This window comes from Pseudomonas sp. SDO5532_S415 (genome assembly GCF_054071155.1).
The window spans coordinates 1-22,993 of the sequence record NZ_JBSVWS010000035.1; the positions used below are offsets into that span (position 1 = coordinate 1).

At 58.7% G+C, this 22,993-nt stretch carries 24 protein-coding genes; 10 read left to right on the plus strand and 14 right to left on the minus strand.

The features are described 5' to 3' along the window. Nucleotides 1-732 precede the first annotated feature (732 nt). A complete protein-coding gene (locus tag ACW9HW_RS11455) occupies nt 733-1,506 on the plus strand; it encodes an SDR family oxidoreductase (RefSeq protein ID WP_095192470.1) in 774 nt (257 codons plus the stop codon). Nucleotides 1,507-1,587: 81 nt separating this feature from the next. Here ACW9HW_RS11455 and ACW9HW_RS11460 read toward each other — a convergent pair whose 3' ends face one another. The 7 genes from ACW9HW_RS11460 to ACW9HW_RS11490 form a co-directional block, all read right to left on the minus strand. Continuing rightward, nucleotides 1,588-2,721 carry an AGE family epimerase/isomerase gene (locus tag ACW9HW_RS11460; protein ID WP_095192102.1) on the minus strand — a complete coding sequence of 378 codons (1,134 nt, stop codon included), beginning with the start codon at nt 2,719-2,721 and terminating at the stop codon, nt 1,588-1,590. Nucleotides 2,722-2,887: 166 nt separating this feature from the next. Next, nucleotides 2,888-3,460, minus strand: a complete 573-nt coding sequence (locus tag ACW9HW_RS11465; protein ID WP_457399904.1) for a HupE/UreJ family protein — start codon at nt 3,458-3,460, stop codon at nt 2,888-2,890. Nucleotides 3,461-3,487: 27 nt separating this feature from the next. Next, nucleotides 3,488-4,102 (minus strand): urease accessory protein UreG, encoded by a 615-nt coding sequence (ureG, locus tag ACW9HW_RS11470; RefSeq protein ID WP_077045358.1) that lies wholly within the window; start codon nt 4,100-4,102, stop codon nt 3,488-3,490. A 36-nt stretch (nt 4,103-4,138) separates the two neighbouring features. After that, nucleotides 4,139-4,813: an urease accessory protein UreF gene (locus tag ACW9HW_RS11475; protein ID WP_095192101.1), complete on the minus strand. Its 675-nt coding sequence runs from the start codon at nt 4,811-4,813 to the stop codon at nt 4,139-4,141. Beyond that, nucleotides 4,810-5,310: an urease accessory protein UreE gene (gene ureE, locus ACW9HW_RS11480; protein ID WP_095192100.1), complete on the minus strand. Its 501-nt coding sequence runs from the start codon at nt 5,308-5,310 to the stop codon at nt 4,810-4,812. The genes ACW9HW_RS11475 and ureE overlap by 4 nt, the downstream gene beginning before the upstream one ends. A 283-nt stretch (nt 5,311-5,593) precedes the next feature. Next, complete coding sequence (locus tag ACW9HW_RS11485; RefSeq protein WP_095192099.1) at nt 5,594-6,226, minus strand: TetR family transcriptional regulator; 633 nt, start codon at nt 6,224-6,226, stop codon at nt 5,594-5,596. A 173-nt stretch (nt 6,227-6,399) separates the two neighbouring features. Next, nucleotides 6,400-6,822, minus strand: a complete 423-nt coding sequence (locus tag ACW9HW_RS11490) for a hypothetical protein (protein ID WP_095192098.1) — start codon at nt 6,820-6,822, stop codon at nt 6,400-6,402. 377 nt (nt 6,823-7,199) lie between these two features. On the opposite strand from ACW9HW_RS11490, the gene ACW9HW_RS11495 reads away from it, so the two are divergent. Then, nucleotides 7,200-9,269 carry an AsmA family protein gene (locus ACW9HW_RS11495; RefSeq protein WP_457399906.1) on the plus strand — a complete coding sequence of 690 codons (2,070 nt, stop codon included), beginning with the start codon at nt 7,200-7,202 and terminating at the stop codon, nt 9,267-9,269. Between the two features lie 73 nt (nt 9,270-9,342). Here the strand turns inward: ACW9HW_RS11495 and ACW9HW_RS11500 are convergent, their stop codons facing one another. From ACW9HW_RS11500 to ACW9HW_RS11510, 3 genes are all read right to left on the minus strand, one after another. Further along, nucleotides 9,343-10,050 carry a hypothetical protein gene (locus ACW9HW_RS11500; RefSeq protein WP_095192096.1) on the minus strand — a complete coding sequence of 236 codons (708 nt, stop codon included), beginning with the start codon at nt 10,048-10,050 and terminating at the stop codon, nt 9,343-9,345. Nucleotides 10,051-10,106: 56 nt separating this feature from the next. Then, nucleotides 10,107-10,871 (minus strand): hypothetical protein, encoded by a 765-nt coding sequence (locus ACW9HW_RS11505; RefSeq protein ID WP_457399908.1) that lies wholly within the window; start codon nt 10,869-10,871, stop codon nt 10,107-10,109. Between the two features lie 217 nt (nt 10,872-11,088). Then, nucleotides 11,089-12,003 (minus strand): LysR substrate-binding domain-containing protein, encoded by a 915-nt coding sequence (locus tag ACW9HW_RS11510; protein WP_457399910.1) that lies wholly within the window; start codon nt 12,001-12,003, stop codon nt 11,089-11,091. 109 nt (nt 12,004-12,112) lie between these two features. Between ACW9HW_RS11510 and ACW9HW_RS11515 the strand changes: the two genes are divergently transcribed. From ACW9HW_RS11515 to ACW9HW_RS11525, 3 genes are all read left to right on the plus strand, one after another. Further along, nucleotides 12,113-12,751: an FMN-dependent NADH-azoreductase gene (locus tag ACW9HW_RS11515; protein ID WP_095192093.1), complete on the plus strand. Its 639-nt coding sequence runs from the start codon at nt 12,113-12,115 to the stop codon at nt 12,749-12,751. After that, nucleotides 12,752-13,057 carry a DMT family transporter gene (locus ACW9HW_RS11520; protein WP_095192092.1) on the plus strand — a complete coding sequence of 102 codons (306 nt, stop codon included), beginning with the start codon at nt 12,752-12,754 and terminating at the stop codon, nt 13,055-13,057. A gap of 120 nt (nt 13,058-13,177) precedes the next feature. Further along, nucleotides 13,178-14,068 carry an esterase/lipase family protein gene (locus tag ACW9HW_RS11525; RefSeq protein ID WP_457399912.1) on the plus strand — a complete coding sequence of 297 codons (891 nt, stop codon included), beginning with the start codon at nt 13,178-13,180 and terminating at the stop codon, nt 14,066-14,068. A gap of 143 nt (nt 14,069-14,211) precedes the next feature. Here ACW9HW_RS11525 and ACW9HW_RS11530 read toward each other — a convergent pair whose 3' ends face one another. Then, the gene (locus ACW9HW_RS11530) at nt 14,212-15,087 is read right to left on the minus strand and encodes a DMT family transporter (protein ID WP_457399914.1); all 876 of its coding nucleotides are present in this window, start codon (nt 15,085-15,087) and stop codon (nt 14,212-14,214) included. 96 nt (nt 15,088-15,183) lie between these two features. Between ACW9HW_RS11530 and ACW9HW_RS11535 the strand changes: the two genes are divergently transcribed. The 3 genes from ACW9HW_RS11535 (at nt 15,184) to ACW9HW_RS11545 (ending at nt 17,601) form a co-directional block, all read left to right on the plus strand. After that, on the plus strand, nt 15,184-15,978 hold the full coding sequence (locus ACW9HW_RS11535; RefSeq protein WP_457399916.1) for an AraC family transcriptional regulator: 795 nt from the start codon (nt 15,184-15,186) through the stop codon (nt 15,976-15,978). Between the two features lie 64 nt (nt 15,979-16,042). Continuing rightward, a complete protein-coding gene (locus ACW9HW_RS11540) occupies nt 16,043-16,351 on the plus strand; it encodes a PsiF family protein (protein ID WP_095192088.1) in 309 nt (102 codons plus the stop codon). 236 nt (nt 16,352-16,587) lie between these two features. Beyond that, nucleotides 16,588-17,601 (plus strand): AI-2E family transporter, encoded by a 1,014-nt coding sequence (locus tag ACW9HW_RS11545; RefSeq protein WP_137807119.1) that lies wholly within the window; start codon nt 16,588-16,590, stop codon nt 17,599-17,601. A 123-nt stretch (nt 17,602-17,724) separates the two neighbouring features. On the opposite strand, the gene ACW9HW_RS11550 is transcribed toward ACW9HW_RS11545, so the two are convergent. Beyond that, complete coding sequence (locus ACW9HW_RS11550; RefSeq protein ID WP_457399918.1) at nt 17,725-18,999, minus strand: Hsp70 family protein; 1,275 nt, start codon at nt 18,997-18,999, stop codon at nt 17,725-17,727. Between the two features lie 296 nt (nt 19,000-19,295). Here ACW9HW_RS11550 and ACW9HW_RS11555 point away from each other — a divergent pair, with 296 nt between their 5' ends. Together ACW9HW_RS11555 and ACW9HW_RS11560 are read left to right on the plus strand one after the other, a co-directional pair. After that, complete coding sequence (locus tag ACW9HW_RS11555) at nt 19,296-20,243, plus strand: DnaJ C-terminal domain-containing protein (RefSeq protein ID WP_457399921.1); 948 nt, start codon at nt 19,296-19,298, stop codon at nt 20,241-20,243. A 23-nt stretch (nt 20,244-20,266) separates the two neighbouring features. After that, complete coding sequence (locus ACW9HW_RS11560) at nt 20,267-20,572, plus strand: chaperone modulator CbpM (RefSeq protein ID WP_457399923.1); 306 nt, start codon at nt 20,267-20,269, stop codon at nt 20,570-20,572. Between the two features lie 41 nt (nt 20,573-20,613). On the opposite strand, the gene ACW9HW_RS11565 is transcribed toward ACW9HW_RS11560, so the two are convergent. Next, on the minus strand, nt 20,614-21,453 hold the full coding sequence (locus tag ACW9HW_RS11565) for an RHS repeat-associated core domain-containing protein (RefSeq protein ID WP_457399925.1): 840 nt from the start codon (nt 21,451-21,453) through the stop codon (nt 20,614-20,616). A 294-nt stretch (nt 21,454-21,747) separates the two neighbouring features. Further along, nucleotides 21,748-22,875 carry a sensor histidine kinase gene (locus tag ACW9HW_RS11570; protein WP_457399927.1) on the minus strand — a complete coding sequence of 376 codons (1,128 nt, stop codon included), beginning with the start codon at nt 22,873-22,875 and terminating at the stop codon, nt 21,748-21,750. Nucleotides 22,876-22,993 lie beyond the last annotated feature (118 nt).

The window sequence follows — 22,993 nt, forward strand, 5'->3', positions numbered from 1 at the left end:
ACAGTCAATATGGATGTGGCAGACAGACCGCTTTCGCGAGCAGGCTCGCTCCCACAGTGGGCGGTCGTGCGGTCTCGGGAAATTGTGGAAAACAATATTCGCAAGCTCCCAAAGCGCGACATAAAGCCGCTGCAAATAGTTGTTTTGTCACGGTTTTGACTTGTCCCCGTTTGCTGTGGAACTGGCTGTGAATAACGTGGGTGTAGCTGGCTGGAAGCCTCTGAATTCGTGGCTTTCAGCGTTGTGGTTGTTTTTTGAGCAGGCGCTTTTGCGCGTCTTGAGGCCGGATTTGTCAACTATTTTCTTGGGGTGAAACTGCTGCAAACGGGTGTGGGCAAGCCTGTGGATAAGTCTGTGGTTAAACTCTGGAAAGACTCGGCTTAAGGCCGTAGTTACTGGCTTGCGGCCACCGTCGGTTTGACCGGCTGGTCGAGAAAATGGCCATGGGCTACACGGCAGGACGACGAGGGTCAAGCGAAAAAGTTTTGTAATCCCTCGCTAAGCCTTGTGGATAGCGGCTTGCAGCATTTCGACTTGCCCCCGGAATGTGTGGATGGGGCTGTGGATAAGATGCGCGCACCTGGCTGCAAGCCACGGTTTACAAGGTTTTGCGTGGGGTGGTCGTTTTTTGTACAGGTTTGGCAGTGGTTGCCGCTGTGGACAAGGCCGGGCATGCTGCTTGCTGATTTTCTATTCCAATGGCTGACCCTCAGTCCAAGCAAGGAGAACACGATGTCCAACACCCTGTTTATTACCGGCGCGACCTCCGGTTTTGGTGAAGCCTGTGCCCGTCGTTTTGCCGAGGCCGGCTGGAAACTGGTGCTGACCGGTCGTCGTGAAGAACGCCTCAACGCACTGTGTGCCGAGCTGTCGAAGCAGACCGAGGTGCATGGCCTGGTGCTCGATGTGCGTGACCGCAAGGCCATGGAAGAAGCCATTGCCAACCTGCCACCCTCTTTCGCCAAGTTGCGCGGGCTGATCAACAATGCAGGCCTGGCCTTGGGAGCTGATCCGGCGCCCAAGTGCAGCCTGGACGACTGGGACACCATGGTCGATACCAACATCAAGGGCCTGATGTACAGCACGCGCTTGCTGCTCCCGCGCCTGATTGCCCACGGTCGTGGCGCCGGTATCGTCAACCTGGGTTCCGTCGCCGGCAATTATCCGTACCCGGGCAGCCATGTGTATGGCGGGACCAAGGCCTTCGTCCAGCAGTTCTCCCTGAGCCTGCGCTGTGATCTGCAAGGCACCGGCGTGCGGGTCAGCAACCTCGAGCCGGGTCTGTGCGAGAGCGAGTTTTCACTGGTGCGTTTTGGCGGTGATCAGGAGCGTTACAACGCCACCTACGCCGGTGCCGAACCGATCCAGCCGCAGGACATCGCCGACACCATTTTCTGGATTCTCAATGCCCCGGCACACATCAACATCAACAGCCTGGAGTTGATGCCGGTCAGCCAGAGTTGGGCCGGGTTTGCGATTGATCGCAGTGGTAGCAAGAACGCGTAACGGCTATTCGCGAGCAGGCTCGCTCCCACAGGGGGGCATTCCAATGTGGGAGTGAGCCTGCTCGCGAAAGCGATTTATTTATCAGCGCAGATAGTCGGCCAGCCCGCGATAACAGGTCGCCAGGTGATAAGGCGTGGTCGACGGCATATCCCGACGACTCACTTCGCCGTGCTCGTCACGGCACTCGTACCACCCGCCTGGGTGCAGCGATCGCTGCTGCAACGCCTGCAATTGACGCAATACCGTGGCTTCGCTGTCCGGGCGCAGCGTCAACGCGCGCAGGTACTCGGCCTGAGCCCAGATTCGCTGGGTAGCATCTCGAGAGCCGCCATTCGGCCCGAGGTCGAGCATGGCCCGCACGGCACCGGTCTGTTGATCTACACCTAATTGCTCGGTGAAGGCAAACGCGCGCTCCAGCGAAGCGTGCAGTTTCGAGCCGCGCAGCAAATCAGAAGACTCCAGCAGGAAATACCATTCGAACTGATGGCCCGGTTCAAACCAGTTATCCACAGCGCCCAGCGGTTTCTCCATCAACACGCCGTATTTCGGATCGATAAAACCCTTCTGCATGGCTGTGCATAACTCTACGAGCGCACGTTGTACGGCGAGGTCTTCGCGCACGGATAATGTGGCGAGGAAGGCTTCGGCCAAGTGCATCAACGGGTTCTGCAGCGGGCCGGTTTCCAGGGTGCTCCAGTCACGATCGAGGCAGGCTTCGTAGAGGCCGTCGCCAGTGGCGAAACGCCGTGCGATCACTTCCAGGGCGGCGTTGAGCACCGACTCCACCAGCGGCTCGCGGACTTTGTCCCAGTAATGGGCGCAGGCGAACAGGATGAAAGCGTGGGTGTAGAGGTCTTTGCGCTGATCCAGCGGCGCTCCGTGCGGATCGATGCTGTAGAACCAGCCGCCGTGCTCGGCGTCGTGAAAATGCCGTTGCAGGGAACGGAACAGGGCAGCGGCACGTTCTTCCGCGTTCGGTACCTGACCGATCAGGCTGGCGAAGAGATACAACTGCCGTGCGCAGGCCATGGCCCGGTAACGCTGCGGGGGCAGCGGCTGGTGTTCGGCGTCCAATGCCTCATAGGGCAACGCCATGTCGGCATTCCAGCCGGGTCCTTGCCAGAGTGGCACGATCACGTCCTGGAAGTGCTGTTGCACCGAAGTGAACAGAGCGGTCAGTTCAGGCTGGGAGGCGGAGCGAGGAACATGCGGCATTGGCTGGCGTCGTCACGGCAGGTTTGATTGCGCGACATGTTAGCAGGCCTGAGGGACGCGGTGTCTGTCAGGCCCTCTTCGCGAGCAGGCTCACTCCCACATTTGGAATGCGTCCCCCTGTGGGAGCGAGCCTGCTCGCGAAGAGGCCATTACGGGCGCTGGGGTATCAACCCGCCAACAACCAGACCCCAGTCGCCGCCGAAGCCGCGCCCGCCAGCCGAACCAGCGGAGCCGCCGCTTGCGGCAAGACCCGCACCACGGCATAACCGACTGCATGCAACGCTGCCGTCGCCGCGACAAAACCTGCTGCATACGCCCAGGGGCTGGACATATCCGGCAGCTCCAACCCATGTGCCACGCCATGGAACAGCGCGAACAGCGCTGTTGCGGTAACTGCCATGCTAAGCGGCGGACGCACCGCCAGGGCCACCGCCAGACCCAACGCCAACACGGACGCGGCGATCCCGCTTTCCAGTGCCGGCAGGTTAAGGCCTTCAAAACCCAGCAGCCCGCCAAACAGCATGGTGCCGACAAAAGTGCACGGCAGCGCCCAACGCGCCGCGCCTTTCTGTTGCGCTGCCCACAGACCGACGGCGAGCATCGCCAGCAAGTGGTCGAGGCCGCCGATCGGATGGCTGATGCCGGCGATCAATCCATTGTCGCCATGACCCGGGTGGGCGAAGGCGATAGCCGGGGTCAACAGAAGGGCCAGGGCGCCCAGGATACGTTTCAGTGTCATGGATAAGCTTCCTTGTGAATAAGGGGTTCAGGCCGCGGTCAGCAGGCCCTGGCGTTCAATGAAGGCGATGATTTCTTCCAGGCCCTGACCGGTTTTCTGGTTGCTGAAGACGAACGGCTTGCCGTTGCGCATGCGCGTGGTGTCGCTGTCCATCAGGGTCAGCGACGCGCCTACCAGCGGCGCCAGGTCGATTTTGTTGATCACCAGCAAATCGGACTTGCAGATCCCCGGTCCGCCCTTGCGTGGCAGCTTGTCGCCGGCCGAAACGTCGATCACATAGATGGTCAGGTCCGACAGTTCAGGGCTGAAGGTCGCCGACAGGTTGTCGCCACCGGACTCCACCAGAATCAGATCCAGGCCGGGAAAACGGCGGTTCAGCTGATCCACGGCTTCGAGGTTGATCGAGGCGTCTTCGCGGATCGCCGTGTGCGGGCAGCCGCCGGTTTCCACGCCAATGATCCGCTCTGGCGCCAGAGCCTGGTTGCGCACCAGAAAATCGGCGTCTTCGCGGGTGTAGATATCGTTGGTCACGACGGCCAGGTTGTAGCGATCGCGCAGGGCCAGGCACAGGGCCAGGGTCAGGGCGGTTTTACCGGAGCCGACCGGACCGCCGATGCCGACGCGCAGGGGTTGTGTGTTCATGTGGTTCTCCAGAATAGAGCGGCCAAAACAAGGGGCCTAGGAACGAAACAGACGGCTGTACTGGCGCTCGTGGGCCATACACGCCAGGGACAGGCCGAAAGCGGCGCTGCCATAGTGTTCGGTGTTGATGGTGGTGGCGTTCTGCTGAGCTTGCTGCAACAACGGGAGCAATTCGCTGGTCAGGCGCTGGGCAGCTTGTTGGCCCAGCGGCAGGGTTTTCATCAATACCGCCAACTGGTTTTCCAGCCAGCTCCAGAGCCACGCGGCGAGTGCGTCCTGTGGACTGATCTGCCAGGCGCGGGCGGCCAGTGCCCAACCCAGGGCCAAGTGCGGTTCGGGGCGTTGTGCGAGAAAGGCGCGTGCCGTTGCGTCCAACTCCGGTAAACCGTAGAGCAGTTGTTGCAGGGAATAGCCCATCTGCCGGCTCTCCTGATGCAACTCACGGGTTTCCCGGCTGGCGCGGTGTTCTTCGCAGCGTTGTAGCAGTCCGCTCCAGTTTTCCTCGAAAGCGGCCATGCAATGGGCAAGCAGCAGCGGGGCTTCGAAGCGGGCGAGATTGAGCAGCAACTGATCGCTGATCCAGCGCCGCGCGCTGTCCGGATCGTGCACCCGACCGTTCTCCACCGCCATTTCCAGACCCTGCGAATAGCTGTAGCCGCCGATCGGCAATTGCGGACTGGCCAGACGCAGCAGCGCCCAGGCGGGGTTCATGGGCGCACGCCGAATTGGTGCAGTTTGGGCGGGTAGTTGAAGTCTTCATCGCCATGGCGCGAATGATGGTGGCCGCCGCCATAGGCGCCGTGCTCCGGCTGGAATGGCGCTTCGATGCTTTCGGCAGTGGCGCCAAGTTGTTCGAGCATGGCCTTGAGTACGTAATCATCGAGCAGGCGCAGCCAGCCGTCGCCAACCTGCAAGGCAACGTGGCGATTGCCCAGGTGATAGGCGGCTCGGGTCAATTCGAAAGCGTTGGCGCAGGTGACGTGCAGCAGCTGTTCCGGGCGGGCGCAAACGCGGACGATGCGCCCGTCTTCGGCTTGCAGGCATTCGCCGTCATACAGTGGCGATTGACCGCGCTCCAAAAACAAGCCGACGTCTTCACCTTCGGCACTGAAACAGCGCAAACGGCTTTTGCTCCGGGCTTCGAACGTCAGGTGCAACTCGGCGGCCCAGACGGGTTGAGGGTCGATTCTGCGATGAATCACCAGCATCGGAAAGCTTCCAGCAATGGACAATGCTCAGGCTAGAGCAAGGGGCTTGCCAACCGGGGTGGTGTGTAGGAAATGCCTGAGGGACGCGTAGGTCGAGGCTTGGTAGGGCGTGGGTTTGAGTGATGTTGGTGCAAAAGGATTTTGTATTGCACCAGCGTGAGGCGGTTTGGCTTTTCTGTGGGAGCGAGCCTGCTCGCGAATGGGGCAGGTCGGTTACCTTGATGGTGAGTGGACGACCGCTTTCGCGAGCAGGGAATTGTGTGCAGCCAGGAGGAGAGGCGGGTTACTCAGTGCTGCCGAGACCTTGCCAGTGCTTGAGGCCGATAAAGATAAACCGCAACTGCTGGGTAATCTTCGCCTGAGGCGTCAGATGTTCAGGCAATGCCTCGGCTGGCGGATCGATGATGTCCGGCAAGGTGGCGAACACGCTTTTAACGATCAGGTCCGCCATCACGCTCAGGTCGGCGATGTCCAGGTGTTGCAGCTTTGGCATCAGCGACAGGTCGGCAGCCAGGTCCGAGCTGATATCTTCGCGCAAACGGCCGATGGCCAGACGCACCGGGAGCGAACCGCCGTACTGCTCGCGGGCAAGAAACAGAAATTGCGAACGGTTGGCACTGACCACATCGAGAAAAATCCGCACCGACGCATCGATGATGCCGCCCATGACAAATTCGTTGTGCCGCACCAAACGGATGGTTTCACGGAAGGTCTGGCCGACCTCGCTGACCAGCACCAGGCCCAACTCATCCATATCGGCGAAATGCCGGTAGAAACCGGTCGGGACAATCCCGGCGGTTTTCGCCACTTCGCGCAGGCTCAGGCTGCCGAATCCTCGGCCACCTTCCATCAAGTGGCGGGCAGCGTCCATCAGGGCGTTGCGGGTTTGTTGCTTCTGTTCGGCGCGGGGCAGCATTGCAGGGGTGTTTTCTGAAGAAGGAGAGCGGCGCACTCTAGCAAATCAGCTTTGCCGGCGTCGAACGGGGATACGGCGTTCCAGTGGGGGAGGTATGGCGTCTATAAAGCGAGGAGCCAGAAAATCAAAAGCCCAATCCGGTGATTGGGCTTTTTTTCAGGGCCACCATGGGGTTAGCTCATGGTGCTGTTGCGTTCGATCACGCGGTCACCACCACCTTCGGCGAGGGTTTGACCTGGGGTGCGGTCCGAGCCGTCAGCGGCAACGGTTTGACCCTGAGGCGTCTGGTCGTAGCCGTCTTCAGCAACAGTCTGACCTTGTGGGGTCTGGTCGTAGCCGTCTTCGGCAACAGTTTGACCTTGTGGGGTTTGATCGTAGCCATCTTCGGTGATCAGGCCTTTTTCTTTCAGGCGATCGTTACCACCTTCGGCAAGGGTTTGGCCTGGAGTACGGTCGGAACCATCGGCGGCGACGGTTTGGCTGAATACCGAGTGGCTGTCTTTGACTTGCGGAGTAGCCTGGTCAGCGGCCGGCAGTGCGAAAGCAGTGCTGGCCAACATAGAGAGAGTAAGGCTGAGTAGTAACTGGCGTTTCATGATCGGGTGCTCCGTGGGAGGGCGATAAATTGGGTACGAAGGCAATGCTACTCTCGATAAGTCGATATAAAAGTTCATAAACGCAATGTTAATAATCAACGGAATTGATTGTTCTCTGCAGGCCTTGTAAACCGGGGCTTTGCGGTGCACCGAGGTGGGTATTTTCGACTCACTTGCGCCACGCAAAAGTGCGGGTGCGGTAACGCAGGGTAGGAAGGAAGGGCGACAATCGAGTGGTTGATTGCGGCAATATCGGTTTTTCGATTAAACCTGCGCGCGGTTTTCCAGTCGTAGATTCCATAGCGGGCCGGTTCTGGCCCAGCGTTTTTCATGTGCGTCGCAGTCCGGGCGCTCAGTCGTATCAGGAGCCCTGTGCAATGACGCGCACTCGTAAAACTCTCGCCTGGACCTTCACCAGCCTGGTTGTGCTGCTGGCGGTGCTGGTACTGATCATCGTGTTCTTTGATTGGAACCGGATCAAACCGTCGCTCAATGCCAAAGTTTCTGAAGAGTTGCACCGTCCATTCGCTATCAACGGCAACCTGGCGGTGGTCTGGCGCCGCGAGCTTGATGAGGGCGGCTGGCGAGCCTGGGTACCGTGGCCGCACGTGGTGGCCGAAGATTTGAGCCTGGGCAATCCGGACTGGTCGAAGGCGCCACAGATGGCCAGCCTCAAACGCGTCGAGCTGCGCATCTCACCCCTGGCCTTGCTGGCACAGCGTGTGGTGATTCCGCGTATCGACCTCACAGAACCCAATGCCGAACTGCAACGCCTGGCCGACGGCCGCGCCAACTGGATTTTCAAGTTCGATCCGAAGGACCCGAACGCCGAACCATCACCCTGGGTGATGGATATCGGTGCAATCGGTTTCGACAAAGGCCATGTCACCCTCGACGACCAAAGCCTCAAGACCCAGCTCGACGTGTTGATCGACCCGCTGGGCAAACCGGTTCCGTTCAGCGAGATTGTCGGCGACAAGACCGCGAAAGCCGCTCGGGAGAAAGGCGCATCACCGCAGGACTACGCCTTTGCCCTGAAGGTCAAAGGTCAGTATCACGGTCAGAAACTCGCGGGGCAGGGCAAAGTCGGAGGTCTGTTGGCCCTGCAGGACGCGGCGCGGCCGTTTCCGCTGCAGGCCCAGGTGAAGATCGCCGACACCAGCGTCGAACTGGCGGGTACCCTGACGGACCCGATGAACCTGGGTGCCCTGGACTTGCGCCTGAAGCTGGCCGGCAACAGCCTGGGCAATCTCTACCCGCTGACCGGCGTGACCCTGCCGGATACGCCGCCGTACGCCACCGACGGTCACCTGATAGCCCGGTTACATGAGCCGGGGGGCGCAGTCTTCCGCTATGAAGCGTTCAACGGCAAGATCGGCGCCAGCGATATCCATGGCAACTTGAGTTATGTCGCCAGCCAGCCGCGACCGAAGCTCAGTGGTTCACTGATTTCCAATCAATTGCTGTTTACCGATCTGGCGCCGCTGATCGGCGCCGACTCCAATGCCAAGCAAAAGACCCGTGGCGCAGAGAGCAAGCAGCCGGCGGACAAGGTGCTGCCGGTCGAAGCGTTCAAGACCGAGCGCTGGCGCGATATGGACGCCGATGTCGAGTTCACCGGCAAACGCATCGTCCACAGTGAAAAACTGCCGTTCAACGACCTCTATACACACTTGGTGCTCACGGATGGCGTGCTTAGCCTCGAACCGCTGCGATTCGGCGTGGCGGGGGGCAAGCTGGACGCGCAAATTCGCCTGAACGGTCGCACTGACCCCCTGGAAGGCAACGCAAAGCTCACCGCGCGCGGTTTCAAGCTCAAGCAGTTGTTCCCGACCTTCGAGCCGATGAAAACCAGTTTCGGCGAGCTTAATGGTGATGCCGACATCACCGGGCGCGGCAATTCGGTGGCCAAATTGCTGGGCAGCGCCAATGGCAATCTGAAAATGCTGATCAACGATGGGGCGATCAGTCGCGAGTTGATGGAGCTGGCCGGGTTGAACGTCGGCAACTACGTAGTGGGCAGGATCTTTGGCGACAAGGAAGTGAAGATCAACTGCGCAGCGGCCGACTTCGACATCAAGAGCGGTCTGGCAACCACGCGGCTGTTCGTCTTCGACACCGAAAACGCCATTGTCTATGTCGATGGCACGGCGAACATGGCGACCGAGCAACTGGACCTGACCATTACCCCGGAATCCAAGGGTTGGCGTTTGATTTCATTGCGTTCACCGCTTTACGTGCGGGGCAAGTTCATCAAGCCCGATGCCGGGGTAAAAGCCGTACCCTTGATGTTGCGCGGCGCCGGGATGGTGGCGCTGGGGGTGATCGCGGCACCCGCGGCAGGGTTGCTGGCACTGGTGGCGCCGAGCGGCGGCGAGCCGAATCAGTGCGCGCCGTTGCTGGAGCAGATGAAAGCGGGCAAGGCGCCTAAGACGGTGAGAAACTGAGGTGGGTTGAAAATGCTTGATCACTACCGCAGAACAAGTCCCAGAGCGATCAAGCATAAATTGCGGCAGATTCTCAGCCAGCAAGGGTAGGTGTTGGAACGTGCAGCACATCTGTGTTGATGTGATTGCCGATTTTTTTTATGACAGCGGCTCTGATTTTGTCGTACTCACGCGCATCCAGCGAACTCACCAATAACCACATGTTGGATTTTCCGTCCTTGATGGAGCTGAGGACAGGCTGGTTCAGAACATCAGCGTTGATTCCATCATTTGCTTGAAATGCAATCCGCAGGCTAATGATGCTGGCATTGTTGCGAACAATGGTTAACCGGGTTGAAGTGGCTACCGGTGTCTGTTTTGAAGCGATGGCTTTGATTTTTACGCCTGGATCAAATGTATTGGTTCGAAGTTTATCCAGAATTATGTTGATAACAGGCGATTGGGTGGGCGGTTTACTTAGCTGCAAAAAGGCATTGAGTAATGCTTGTTTTTCGTCTTTTGTCAGGGAAACCTCTGCACATGTTTCCACTGCCTGTAACAGGCTTTTCGCGGAGAATTCGCAACGCTTCAACTCTCGGCTCTTCGTGATCCAGCCTAATTTGTTGACCGTGGATACATATTCGGACCACGAAAGTTCGCAGTGTGAGTGTTTCGACCCTGAAGCGAGGTCGCCCAACAGGCTGGAATGCAAAATGTCTTTTTTAAAGTCTTCGGTGTGGGTGCCACAGAAAATAGTTATATTGCCTCTTATCAGGTAAATATCAAACGGGGATGTGTCCATGATGGCTGGGACTCTGGTTTGGTGTTTAAGTGTATTAGTTTGCAGTTTGTGTTGACTTAGAAGTTTAGCCCCTCAATAAAATCTTCAGCTTGCTTGCTGAATTTCCTATACAGCAGTTCGCGAATGCCAGAGAACACGCGGTTGTCCAGGTATGTCCGCACGGCCCCGGTCTTGATGGTGGTGGATTGCCTTGTGGATTTCCAGAACAGGACGCCACGGGTGCTTTCCCTTGCGTCGAGGGATATGCAGTTAAGGACCATGTTCGCTTGTCCGTTACCATCAACCCAAACGGGAGCGATGTCGAACTTGGCTTGTTTTCCAAGCTTGGAATTTCGATTAAAAATATCGATGGCTCGAGGATTTTTCTGTGCCGCCTCTACTGCCTGTTTGCCGACGTTTGCGAGGATTTGAGCACTATTTGCACCAATCAACCCCTTGGCAATTTCCAGGGCAACCTGATCCATCGTCAGTCCAACTCTTCGGATAGTGGTCTCTTGAATGTCCTTGGCTTGAATGATCCAGCCCAGCTTGCTCAAGCCAGTAACATAGTGTTTGTACCATTCAAATAACTGGGTGTCATTCGGATATAATCTATCTGCGTCCCTTTGCATTATTAGTTTGCAGATGTTGACATCCTCCATCAGTTGTTGCGAAACACCAAGCATAAACACATCGATTGTGCCAGGCAATGCGCTGGCGTTTGGTTTGTTTATATCGTATGCTGGCTGGTCTCCAGACGTGCCGGAGAATGCCCGTGGCATTGTGATCAGTGGTAACGATGGAAGGGAGTCGACAAATTCGAGTCGTTGTTCCAAAAACATGTGAGTAGTCCTTTACTTGATTGTGTAAGCAACCGGTTGGTTACGGTTTTAGATTAATTTTCTCCGATAAAAAGTCCATTTAAGGTTTGTAACTTTAAATATAGGTGAAGTGTTAGATGTTGAGTTGTTTTCTATCTATCAGGTTTTCGGGTTGTATTTTTAATGGAGAGGTGCTCAATCTTTTATATCTAAATGTCGAGTGACTTATCTTTGAAGCTCAACGCACGGCCTGTCCCGAGCCAAGTGCTTCTTCTCGCAACCACGCAAAAAACGCTCGAACCGGAGGATGTCGCTCACGCCCCGGTACACAGAGTGCGCTGTATCCGGCGCCATCCACCTGCACATCGCCCCGATAAGGCACCAGCACACCGCTGGCAACGTTTTCGGATACCAGAATGTTGCTCGCCAGCACCAGACCTTGCCCGGCGATCGCTGCTTGCAGGGCGTAATGCTCTTCATCGTATTCACGCACGGCGGGCTGGCCGGTCAGCCAGGTCTCGCCAGCCTGTGCGCACCAGGCCTCCCAGCCGTGGGCATAGAGCTTGGAGTTGTGCCAGCGCACGCTGATCAGCGTTGGCGTGCGAGTGGTGGCCAGGCTCACTTGTTCTGGTGAGCCATAGACGCCGAAGGATTCGTCGAACAGGCACAATCCATACAGGTTCGGATAGTCATCGAGGCTGTAGCGCACCACCAGATCGACGCTGGCGTCCTGATGCAGATCGATGACTTCGCAATGGGTATCGAGACGCAGGCTGATGTTTGGATGGCGGGCGTAAAAGCGCCCCAGGCGAGGCACCAGCCACAGGGCGGCGAAGGCGGCGGTGGTGGAGATCGTCAGGTTCGTGCCGCTGCGTTGCGGGCGCAGGGTGTCGACGCTTTGCGCCACTTCCAGAAAAGCGCCATGCAGGCTGTGGAACAGCCGTTCGCCGCAGACGGTCAGGCGTACCTGACGTGGCAAGCGTTCAAACAAGGGCACGCCGAGCCACGTCTCCAGCGAGCGTATTTGATGGGACACCGCCGTCGGGGTCACCGACAGTTCTTCGGCGGCAGCCTTGAAGCTCAGCAGGCGTGAAGCGGATTCGAAGGCGCGCAGGGCGGTCAGCGGTAGCGAGGCAAACATTGAATGCTCCATGGATGAAATGGATTCATCCAGACTGATTTTTGTTCAGTTGAATAGGGGCAGCTGCGAGCTTCAAGCTGCAAGCCACAAGCAGTTTTAGTTTAGCTCCGAGGAGATTCAGATGAGTAAAATTCTTGCCATTCATGCCAGTCCACGTGGTGAGCGCTCGCACTCCCGACGTTTGTCCGAAGTGTTTTTGTCAGCCTGGCAGGCGCGTAATCCCCACGCACAGCTGACCCGCCGCGAAGTCGGGCGGGCGCTGATTCCGCCAGTCAATGAAGCCTTCGTGGCGGCCGCTTTCTACCCTGAACCCGATGCCCGGCCATTGTCGATGCAGGCCGACCTGGCGTTCAGCGATGAACTGGTCGGCGAGTTGCTGGACCATGACTTGCTGGTGATTTCCACGCCGATGCACAACTTCAGCGTCCCCAGCGGCTTGAAGGCCTGGATCGATCAGATCGTGCGGCTTGGGTTGACCTTCAATCACACGCTCGACAACGGTATCGCCCAATACGAACCGCTAGTGCGGGGCAAAAAAGCACTGATCATCACCAGTCGCGGCGGCTTCGGTTTTGGTCCGGGTGGCGAGCTGGAAGCCATGAATCACGCCGATCCCTTGTTGCGAACGGCATTGGGTTTTATTGGTATCACCGATGTCACAGTGGTCGCCGCCGAGGGCGAAGAGTCCGAGGCACGCACCTTCGAGGTTTCCGCCGCCGAGGCCGAACAGCGTTTGCTGGCGCTGGCCAGGGAGTTCTAGATGGCCTGGCTGTTCTTGCTGATCGCCGCCGGGTTCGAAGTCACCTTCGCCATGGGCATGAAGTACGCCGAGGGCTTCACCCGCCTGTGGCCGTCGCTGATCACCGTGGTGGCCGCAGTGGGCGGGGTGTACTTCCTGACACTGGCCATGCGCGAGTTGCCGGTGAGCATCGCCTACCCGATCTGGACTGCCATCGGTTCGTTGGGCACGGTATTTCTCGGGTTTGCGTTGCTGGGTGAAAGCCTGAGCGCGGTCAAGTTGCTCTCGGTCGGGCTGATCGTGGCGGGGGTAGTGGGGTTGAAGTAGGGTGGATGTCTTAAACTGGTCGTCGAGTTGTCATGTTCGCTGGCTTAGCTTGGCGGATGTCTTGCATCCCGCCTTGCTTCAACGCTCACTTACAACCCTCGATCACAAGGATGTTCGCCCATGTCGCAAGGTTTCGCCCCGCGCTATCCGTTGGTGCTGGTCCCGGGAATGCTCGGATTTGTGCGCTTGCTGCTGTATCCGTACTGGTACGGGATCATTTCCGCGCTGCGCCAGGGCGGTGCAGTGGTGTTTGCGGTGCAGGTCTCGCCGCTCAACTCCAACGAGGTGCGCGGTGAGCAGTTGCTGGCGCGGATAGAAGAGATTTTGCGCGAAACCGGGGCCGAGAAGGTCAATTTGATAGGCCATAGCCAGGGTTCGCTGACGGCTCGGTATGCTGCCGCCAAGCGACCCGACCAGGTCGCGTCGGTGACGTCGGTGGCGGGGCCGAATCATGGTTCGGAACTCGCCGACTACCTGCACAAACATTATCCACATGACAGTGTCCGTGGCCGGCTGCTGAGTTTTTTGCTGCGTCTGATCGGCGCGTTGATGAGCCTGCTGGAAACCGGGTATCGCGGACCTAAACTGTCTGTGGATATCCACGCGTCCCACCACTCACTCACCACCGAAGGCGTGGCGCTGTTCAATCAGCGTTATCCACAAGGGCTGCCCGAGACCTGGGGCGGGCAGGGGGCGGAAGAGGTCAATGGCGTGCGTTATTACTCCTGGTCTGGCATTTTGCAGCCGGGCAAGACCAATCGCGGACTCAACCTGCTCGATGGCACCAACCGCAGTTGCCGGCTGTTCGCCAGGACCTTTGTGCGCGAAGCCGGGCATTGCGACGGGATGGTCGGACGCTACAGCTCGCATCTGGGGACGGTGATTGGCGATGATTACCCGCTGGACCACTTCGACATCGTCAATCAGTCGTTGGGGTTGGTGGGAAAGGGGGCCGAGCCGGTGAGGCTGTTTGTCGAACATGCGGCGAGGCTTGAAGCGGCAGGGCTTTAGACCGCCTGTGGCGAGGGAGCTTGCTCCCGCTGGGCTGCGTAGCAGCCCCAAATCCTGTCACTCGACTCCCTCTGACACACCGCAGCGTTTGATTTTGCGGCGGCTGCGCCGCCGAACGGGAGCAAGCTCCCTCGCCACAACGGTTATGCCCGCCCTAATACCGTGGTCCAGCGCTCGGAAAGAATCACCCCACCCAAGGTCAATATTCCGCCCACCAGGTGATACTTCGCCAATTGCTCATGCAACACCAGCGCCGCAATCAAGGCAGTCATCACCGGCAGCAAATTGAAAAACAGCGTGGTCCGGCTCGGCCCCAGACGCACCACGGCCTGCATCCACGCCAGCGGCGCCAGCATCGAAGCCAGCAAGCAGGCGTATAGCACCAGCGGCATGTTCTGCAGGGTCAGGCCGGTCTTCGGTGAAACGAGGAATAACGGAAACAGCACCACCACCGCCACCAGTACCTGCAAATATAGCAACACCAGCGGCGGTAATTTCAGCTGCCATTTCTTCAGCAGTGTGCTGTAGACCGCATAGGCCAGCGTGGCGACCAGCATCATCGCATCACCCAGGTTTACCCCGTGCTCCAACAGCACGTCGAGGCTGCCGGAGGAGACCACCACCAAGACTCCGGCGAACGACAGGACTGCACCCGCCAGTGCGCCGGCGGTCAGGCGCTGGCCGAGGCTGATGATCGCCATGGCCAGCGACATCAACGGCATCAGGGACAGGATGATGCCCATGTTGGTGGCCGTGGTCAGGGCCGCGGCGAAGTACGCCAGGCTCTGATAGACCGCCATGCCCAGCACGCCGAGAATGAAAATCTTGCCCAGGTGCGGTCGGATTGCCGGCCAGTGGGCGATCACCGGTTTGAGCATAAAGGGCGTGAACAGCAGTCCGGCGAGCAGCCAGCGGTAAAAACCGATCTCCGCGGGGAAGATCGCCCCGGCAGACATTTTCGTGATCACGGTGTTGCCGGCCCAGATAAAAATGGCCAGCAGGGGATAAGCGTATTGCATCGGGGAAAACCAGAACGTTAATGAGGGCCAATTATCCTCTGTCCGGATACAAGCCTATACTTCGATCCAGACAACTCACCCTTGATTCCGGACAGCATGACCAGTCAACACATCGACCTGCTGGATTTCAGCGAACTGCCGGCCCCGGTTTACTTCCGCTACGCCGATTTTGATGCGCACCGCTTCGCTTCAGCGCACCGGCATCCGTGGGGCACCCTGGAATATTCGGCCCATGGTGTGCTGCACATGGAGATCGGTGGCAGCCGCTTCATGTCACCGCCGCAATACGCCGTGTGGGTGCCACCCGAGACCGAGCACAGCTTCTACAGCAACCAGCCGATCAACTATCGCGCGGTCTGCCTCGCGCCGGTCCTTTGCCGTGATCTGCCATCGCAAGCCTGCACCCTGGCCATCAGCGACATACTCAAGGCCATCCTCAAGGATTTCGCCGCCCGGGATGTGAAAATTCCCGAGCGCGACGCGGACCAGCGCCTGGCCCAGGTGTTGGTGGATCAGTTGCAACAGGCCCCCGTGCATGAGTGCTACCTCCCCTACGCCAGCAGTACCGGTTTGCATGGCATTCTCGAAGCCCTGCAGAAAGAGCCTGGCGATAACCGGCCATTGGCGGATTGGGCGGCGCACATTCATGTGAGCGAGCGCACCCTGGCACGGCAGTTTGTCCGCGAGTTGGGCATGAGCTTCGGCGAATGGCGCCAACGCCTGCGGTTTCTCGCCGCCCTCGAAGCGCTGGACAGCCATCGCAGCATTCAGGAAATCGCCTTCGACATGGGCTACAGCACAGGCTCGGCGTTCATTGCTATGTTCCAGCGCCAGGCCGGATGCACGCCGGAGCAGTATCGACGCAGCCATTTGGAGAGCAGGAAGGTGTAACGGCTGTTGACTACACTGCACTGCGAGGCCGTTCCCCTCGGTGCGGCAACAAGGAGAAAACTCCATGAAGATGTTGCGTGCCCCTTTGTTGATGATCGGTTTGCTGCTCTGCGCCCAGGGCTTTGCCGCCACTGAACAACAGAACAAGATGACCACCTGCAACGCCGACGCTACCGCAAAAAGCCTCAAGGGCGACGAGCGCAAGGCCTTCATGAGCAATTGCCTCAAGGCGGCACCGGCAGCAAACGATGCCGGTAAAGCCCTGACTCCGCAGCAAGAGAAAATGAAAACCTGCAATGCCGACGCGGCGACCAAGGCCCTCAAGGGCGATGCGCGCAAGGCGTTCATGAGTGAGTGCCTGAAGAAAAAATAGGCATTGATCGGGGTTCTGTGGTGGTTGAGAGGGCCTCTTCGCGAGCAGGCTCGCTCCCACAGTGGATGTGTGTTCATAGGACAAATGTGGGAGCGAGCCTGCTCGCGAAGGGGCGGGTAAGGGCGCTGCAAATCTTGATCGGAACCCCGACCAAGGTCGTCCCACACAATCTCTAGTGCTGACACCGGATCGCTGGCAGACTGCCAATCCTTTTACGCCGTTCGTTTTGAGGCTGTATGCCAACGTTTTCTCAGCGTCAAGTGTTGCTGGTCATCAGCTGGGTCATCATTTTCGGCGGGTTGCTGCTGGTGATTCCACTGCGGTTGTTGCCCAGTCTGTTGGCCGGGTTGCTGGTGTTCGAGCTGGTGAACATGCTCACCCCGCAGTTGCAACGGCTGATCGAAGGTCGGCGCGCGCGCTGGCTCGCGGTGGCATTGTTAGGGACCTTGATTGTCAGTGTCCTGGCGCTGATCTTTGCCGGTGCCTTCAGCTTTCTGCTGCACGAGGCGGAAAACCCCGGCGCTTCTCTCGACAAGTTCATGGGCGTGGTCGACCGCGCTCGCGGGCAACTGCCACCCTTCATCGACGCCTACCTGCCGGCCAGTGCCGCCGAGTTTCGTGTGGCGATTGGCGAGTGGATCAGTAAACACCTCAGTGACTTGCAGCTGGTAGGCAAGGACGCGGCACACATGTTTGTGACGCTGTTGATCGGCATGGTACTCGGCGCGATCATTGCCTTGCAGCGCGTGCCGGACCTGACCAAGCGCAAGCCTTTGGCCGCCGCGTTGTTCGATCGTCTGCACCTGCTGGTCCAGGCCTTTCGCAATATCGTGTTCGCGCAGATCAAGATTTCACTGCTCAACACCTTCTTCACCGGGATCTTCCTGGCTGTTGTGCTGCCGATGCTCGGCATCAAGCTTCCGTTGACCAAGACCCTGATCGTCCTGACCTTCCTGCTCGGCCTGTTGCCGGTGATCGGCAACTTGATGTCGAACACCCTGATCACCATCGTCGGCCTGTCGCTGTCGATCTGGGTGGCTGTGGCGGCGCTGGGTTACCTGATCGTGATCCACAAGTTGGAGTACTTTCTCAACGCGCGCATCGTCGGCGGGCAGATCAGTGCCAAGTCGTGGGAGTTGCTGCTGGCGATGCTGGTGTTCGAAGCCGCGTTCGGCCTGCCGGGGGTGGTGGCGGGGCCGATTTATTACGCGTACCTGAAGAGCGAGTTGAAGCAGGTCGGGATGGTTTGATGCTGATCTAATTGTGGCGAGGGGATTTATCCCCGTTGGGGTGCGTAGCGCCCCCCAAAACAAAAAAGCAACGACTGCTGCGCAGCCGAACGGGGATAAATCCCCTCGCCACAGGGTTTCGAATCAGTCCATCGTGCCGTAGCGCTTCGCCGCTTCAATGGCCAAACCACTACCAATGCTGCCAAAGATGTTCCCTTCCACATGCCGCGCATTCGGCAGCATGGCCGAGATGCTGTTACGCAGCGCCGGAATCCCGCTCGAACCACCCGTGAAGAAAACCGTGTCCACCTGACCGACCTGCACGTTGGCATCGGCCAGCAACTGGCTCACGCTGTTGCGCACGCGCTCCAGCAGATTGCCGATGGCCGATTCGAACAGCGCACGGGTCAGCTCCACGCTCAAACCGGCTTCGATGCGATCCAGGGGGACGAGGCGGCTGTCGCAATAGGTCAACTCGATCTTGGTTTCTTCCGTCAGCATGGCCAGCCAGTGCCCGGCGCGCTGTTCAATCAGCTTGAACAGGCGGTCGATGCCTCCGGTGTCTTCGATGTCGTAGCGCATGCTGCCCAACGCCAGTTGCGACTTCTGCGAATACACCGAGTTGATGGTGTGCCAGGTCGCCAGGTTCATGTGGTGGCTGGTGGGCATGTAGGCGCCACTCTTCATCCGGCTGCCGTAGCCGAACAGCGGCATCAGGCCTTGCAGGCTCAGTTGCTTGTCGAAATCGGTCCCGCCGATGTGCACACCGCCAGTGGCCAGGATGTCTTCGTGACGGTTATCCACACCCCGACGCTCGGGCGACAGGCGCACCAGGGAGAAGTCGGACGTACCGCCGCCGATGTCGACGATCAGCACCAGCTCTTCTTTCTCGATGGTCGACTCGTAGTCGAAAGCAGCCGCAATCGGTTCGAACTGGAACGAGACTTCCTTGAAGCCGATCTTGCGCGCCACATCCACCAGAGTGTCTTCGGCTTCCTTGTCCGCCATCGGATCATCATCGACAAAGAACACCGGGCGGCCCAGCACCACTTCTTCGAATTCCCGACCGGCGGCGGCTTCGGCGCGGCTCTTGAGTTGGCCGATAAACAGTCCGAGCAGGTCCTTGAACGGCATCGCCGTGCCCAGGACGCTGGTGTCGTGCTTGATCAGCTTGGAACCCAGCAGGCTTTTGAGCGAGCGCATCAGGCGGCCTTCGTAGCCTTCCAGGTACTCGTGCAGCGCCAGCCGGCCGTACACAGGGCGGCGTTCTTCCAGGTTGAAGAAGACCACCGAGGGCAGGGTGATCTTGTCGTCCTCCAGCGCGATCAGCGTTTCCATGCCGGGGCGCAGCCAGCCGACGGTGGAGTTGGATGTGCCAAAGTCGATACCCACGGCACGGGCTGGAGATGCGTTTTTCATGTCTTTCGAGTTCCGGTTAAAAAACGGCCGCGCAGTGTATGCCAGTGCGGCACAGAATCGAAGGCCGGTTATCTGCTAAATCTTGCCGTTCAACGCTTGAAAGAAGTGCCATCACCCCCAAACTACCCTGCATCAACCGGACAGCCCCGAGGCGAGCACAAGTCGCCCCGTCCGCTGCCGATAAACTTCTGATGCGCCGCCCGGTCACAACCTTGAGATCGGTCAACCCCTGCGCTGCAATCAAGCGCATGCTGTGGCAGGTGGCGCGATTTCGATAACGGATGGTGATTCCCGCGATGGACTTCAAAGACTATTACAAGATTCTCGGTGTGGAGCCGACGGCAGACGACAAGGCGATCAAGGCCGCCTATCGCAAGCTGGCGCGCAAATACCACCCCGACGTCAGCAAGGAAAAGGACGCCGAATCCAGGTTCAAGGACGCGTCCGAAGCCTATGAAGCGCTGAAAAGCGCCGACAAGCGCGCCGAATACGACGACCTGCGCCGCTACGGCCAGCATGGCCAGCCATTCCAGGGACCACCGGGCTGGCAGAGCCGTGGCGGTTTCGGCGGCGGTGGCCAGGACACTGGCGATTTCTCGGACTTCTTCAGTTCGATTTTCGGTAACCGAGGCCCTGGTTTCGGTGGTGGTGGACAGTCGCGTCGCAGCAGCGGGCGTCGAGGGCAGGACGTGGAAATGGAACTGGGGGTTTTCCTCGAAGAAACCCTGTCGAACGAATCGAAGAAGGTCACCTTTCAGGTACCGCAATACAACGCGGCCGGCCAGCACGTCAGCAACACCCCTAAAAGCCTCAACGTGAAGATCCCCGCCGGCGTGACCGACGGCGAGCGCATCCGCCTCAAGGGCCAGGGCGCACCGGGCGTCGGCGGTGGCGCCAACGGCGATCTGTACCTGACGATTCGTTTTGCGCCGCACCCGAAATTCGACGTCGAAGGCGAAAACCTGATCATCACGCTGCCGCTGGCACCGTGGGAGCTGGCGCTGGGCACTGAAGTCGCCGTGCCGACCCTGACCGGCAAGATCAACCTCAAGGTCCCGGCCGGCAGCCAGAACGGCCAGCGCATGCGCGCCAAGGGCCACGGGTTATTGAACAAGTCGGGCGAGCGGGGTTACCTGTTCGTGCAACTGAAGGCCGTCATGCCGAAAAAATCCGACGACGACATCAAGGCCTTGTGGCAGGAACTGGCGAAGAAAGCCGCGTTCGACCCCAGAGAAAATTTCTGATCCCAGACATGGAGTAGCCCGTCATGAGCAACCCCCTGATCGTTCAACTGGACTTGGCGGAATTCTGTGAGGCGACCGATCTGTCGGACGTCTACGTGATCGAAATCGTCGAGCACGGCATCCTCGAACCTCAGGGCGCCGTGCCCAAGGACTGGCGTTTCACCGATTACGAACTGACCCTGGCCAAACGCGCCGCCAAACTGCGCCATGACCTGGAACTGGACTGGGAAGGGGTTGCCTTGGCGCTGGATTTGCTTGAAGAGGTCCAGCAGTTGCGGGCGGAGAACCGGATGTTGAAGCAGCGGTTGGGGCGGTTGGTGGTGGAGTGACGCTTTTTGCATTACTCCACCGAACCTGTTGAAGGACGGCTCTACCGTCTTATTCTATGCATGTCTTCGCGGAAGGTGTCTTTGTTGGCGGCAAATTGGTCCTTTTGAGCGAGTTGTCTTTGCAGTTCCGCGCGCTCCGCGGGGGTGAGCGAGCGGAGTGTCGTTATCAAATCAACTAATTCCGGAGAAGGCTTTGGAAGCACCTGAGTGGCAACTGCTAGGGGCGATTCAACAGGATGTGACGTGACGACCTCCTTAACTGCGCCTGCGTCGTCAGCCGCTCCGGTTGACGAAACAGATGGTGACCTACTACGTTGATTAACGACGTCCTTACCTGCACCTGCTACGTCAGCCACTCTGTTTGACGAAACAGATGGCGACCTATTACGTTGGTTGACGACCTCACGAGGTGTATCTGCTTCTACCCGAGCTACTGAGTTGGAGGGATTGGTTTCTTTCGATCTGAAGGGGTTATGGAGCTTAAATTTAGGGAGTGGTGCGGATGGAAGATTTTTAATAAAACTGAATAAAGAATGCCCCGTCGGATCCGCAAAATTCCTCGGATCCCCGTCGCAATACATATACGCATTCCACCCACCCTTCCCAAACGGACTCCAACTATCCGGGCTATGGAATCGCATCAGTATGGGGTTGTAAGCGCGGTAGCCTTTACCCAGGAAATACCAACCGATTTTCCTTTCGCACAATTCACCATTGAACCCCAAATGCGAGGCTATTTCCTGCTGCGCGGACTGGTGGCCATAGGGGGCATAAGCGATGGAATTGCGCTGGCCCCCCGCGAGTTCGGTGTGTATCGAGTTTTTGTCGTCGGGGGCCAGCAGGATTGTGTGAGTCTGGTTAACAGAAGGTAAGTTGGGCATGGCGAAGCCTTTCTTGGTAGGGGACTTGGAGCAATGCTCTGAGTCTGACTCGACCAGGAACAGCTGGGAACTAGCAGAACTGATAGTGAGGCGTCGCGCTGGTACGTAATGCCGTTCATTTATCTTCAGTCGGGCAAGAAATCTGTGGCGAGGGGATTTATCCCCGTAAGGTCGCGAAGCGGCCCGGCTCCTGGCCAAACAGACTGAAAGACTGAATTGTCCGGATTGACGACTGCTTCGCAGCCGAACGGGGATAAATCCCCTCGCCACAAGTGGGACTTCTCCACAATATCCCTAAACCTTTCTTGGCAACGTCACGGTAAACAGCGTTCCATCTGTTTCGTTCGAACTGACCCCGACCGTCCCGCCATGCGCATCCACCACTTCCTTGACGATGAACAAACCCAGACCGAGGCTGGTGGACGGGTGGCCCAATTCTTCGTCGGCGCTACGCACCAATGGATCGAAGATCGTGCCGATGTCCTTCTCGGCAATCGGTTCGCCGTAGTTGTGTACCGCGAGGTGAACGGTGTCGGGTTCACCGTTGAGCGTCACCGTTACAGCGCCTTTGGTCGAGCCATGCTGCAATGCATTGCCGATAAGATTTTGCAGCAACTGGCTCAGCCGCGCGGCATCCCAGACGCCTTGCATATTCCCCGCTACTTTTAACGTCGGATCGCACTCCGGGTTTCCTGCGCAGGCTTGGGCTATCGCCGCTTGCGCCACGGCAGCCAGGTCCGTGGGCGCCGGGTCTATCGGCAGGCTTTTGCCCAGGCGGCTGCGCACCAGTTCCAGCAAATCATTGACCATCGCCGCCATGTGCCGCGTGCCGCGCTTGATGTTGTTGGCGCAGGTCAGCGCATCGCCTTCCAACGACGTTTTGCGCATCAGCAATTCGGTGGACATGCTCACCGCTTGCAACGGCGCGCGCAGGTCATGGCCAAGAATCGCCAGAAAGATATCCCGCGAACGATTGACCTGTTCGGCATAGGCGGCGGTGGATTCGGCGAGGGCTTCGTCAATGGCTTCGTTGAACCGGATCATGTCCTGGAAGTACGCCATGTCCGGTGATTCCAGGCTGTCGACCCACAGTCGAATCACACAGGCACGCAGGTGACGGAATTCGCTGGTCATCTGTACCAGATCGAACCCCACGGTATGCCGCAACTCGCCATGGCTGGCACCGGCTTTATCGAGGCTCGGGGTTTTCTCCGGGCCTTCCCCCCTGGCCTTGGCCATTTGCTCACTGGCGCTCTGGGGCTTCGCCATGTCGCGCGCGGCCGCCAGCAAAATAGCCTTGGCGTGGTCGCGCAAGGCCACTCGATCCAGGAATTCGGCTGCGGGCGTGATGGTTTTGGCGAATTGCTCCCACTCATCGACGATGCGGTCCGCGTGTTGCGTGATGAAATCGGATAGTCGCATGGGCGCAGTCCCGGGGACATGTGGAGGCGAGGTGTGTCGAAATAGTAGCCCCTTTGGGCCGGGTGTAAACCTGCCGCAGGGCGGATGCACGATGAGCCGTTTCAGGGGTGGTACAGAT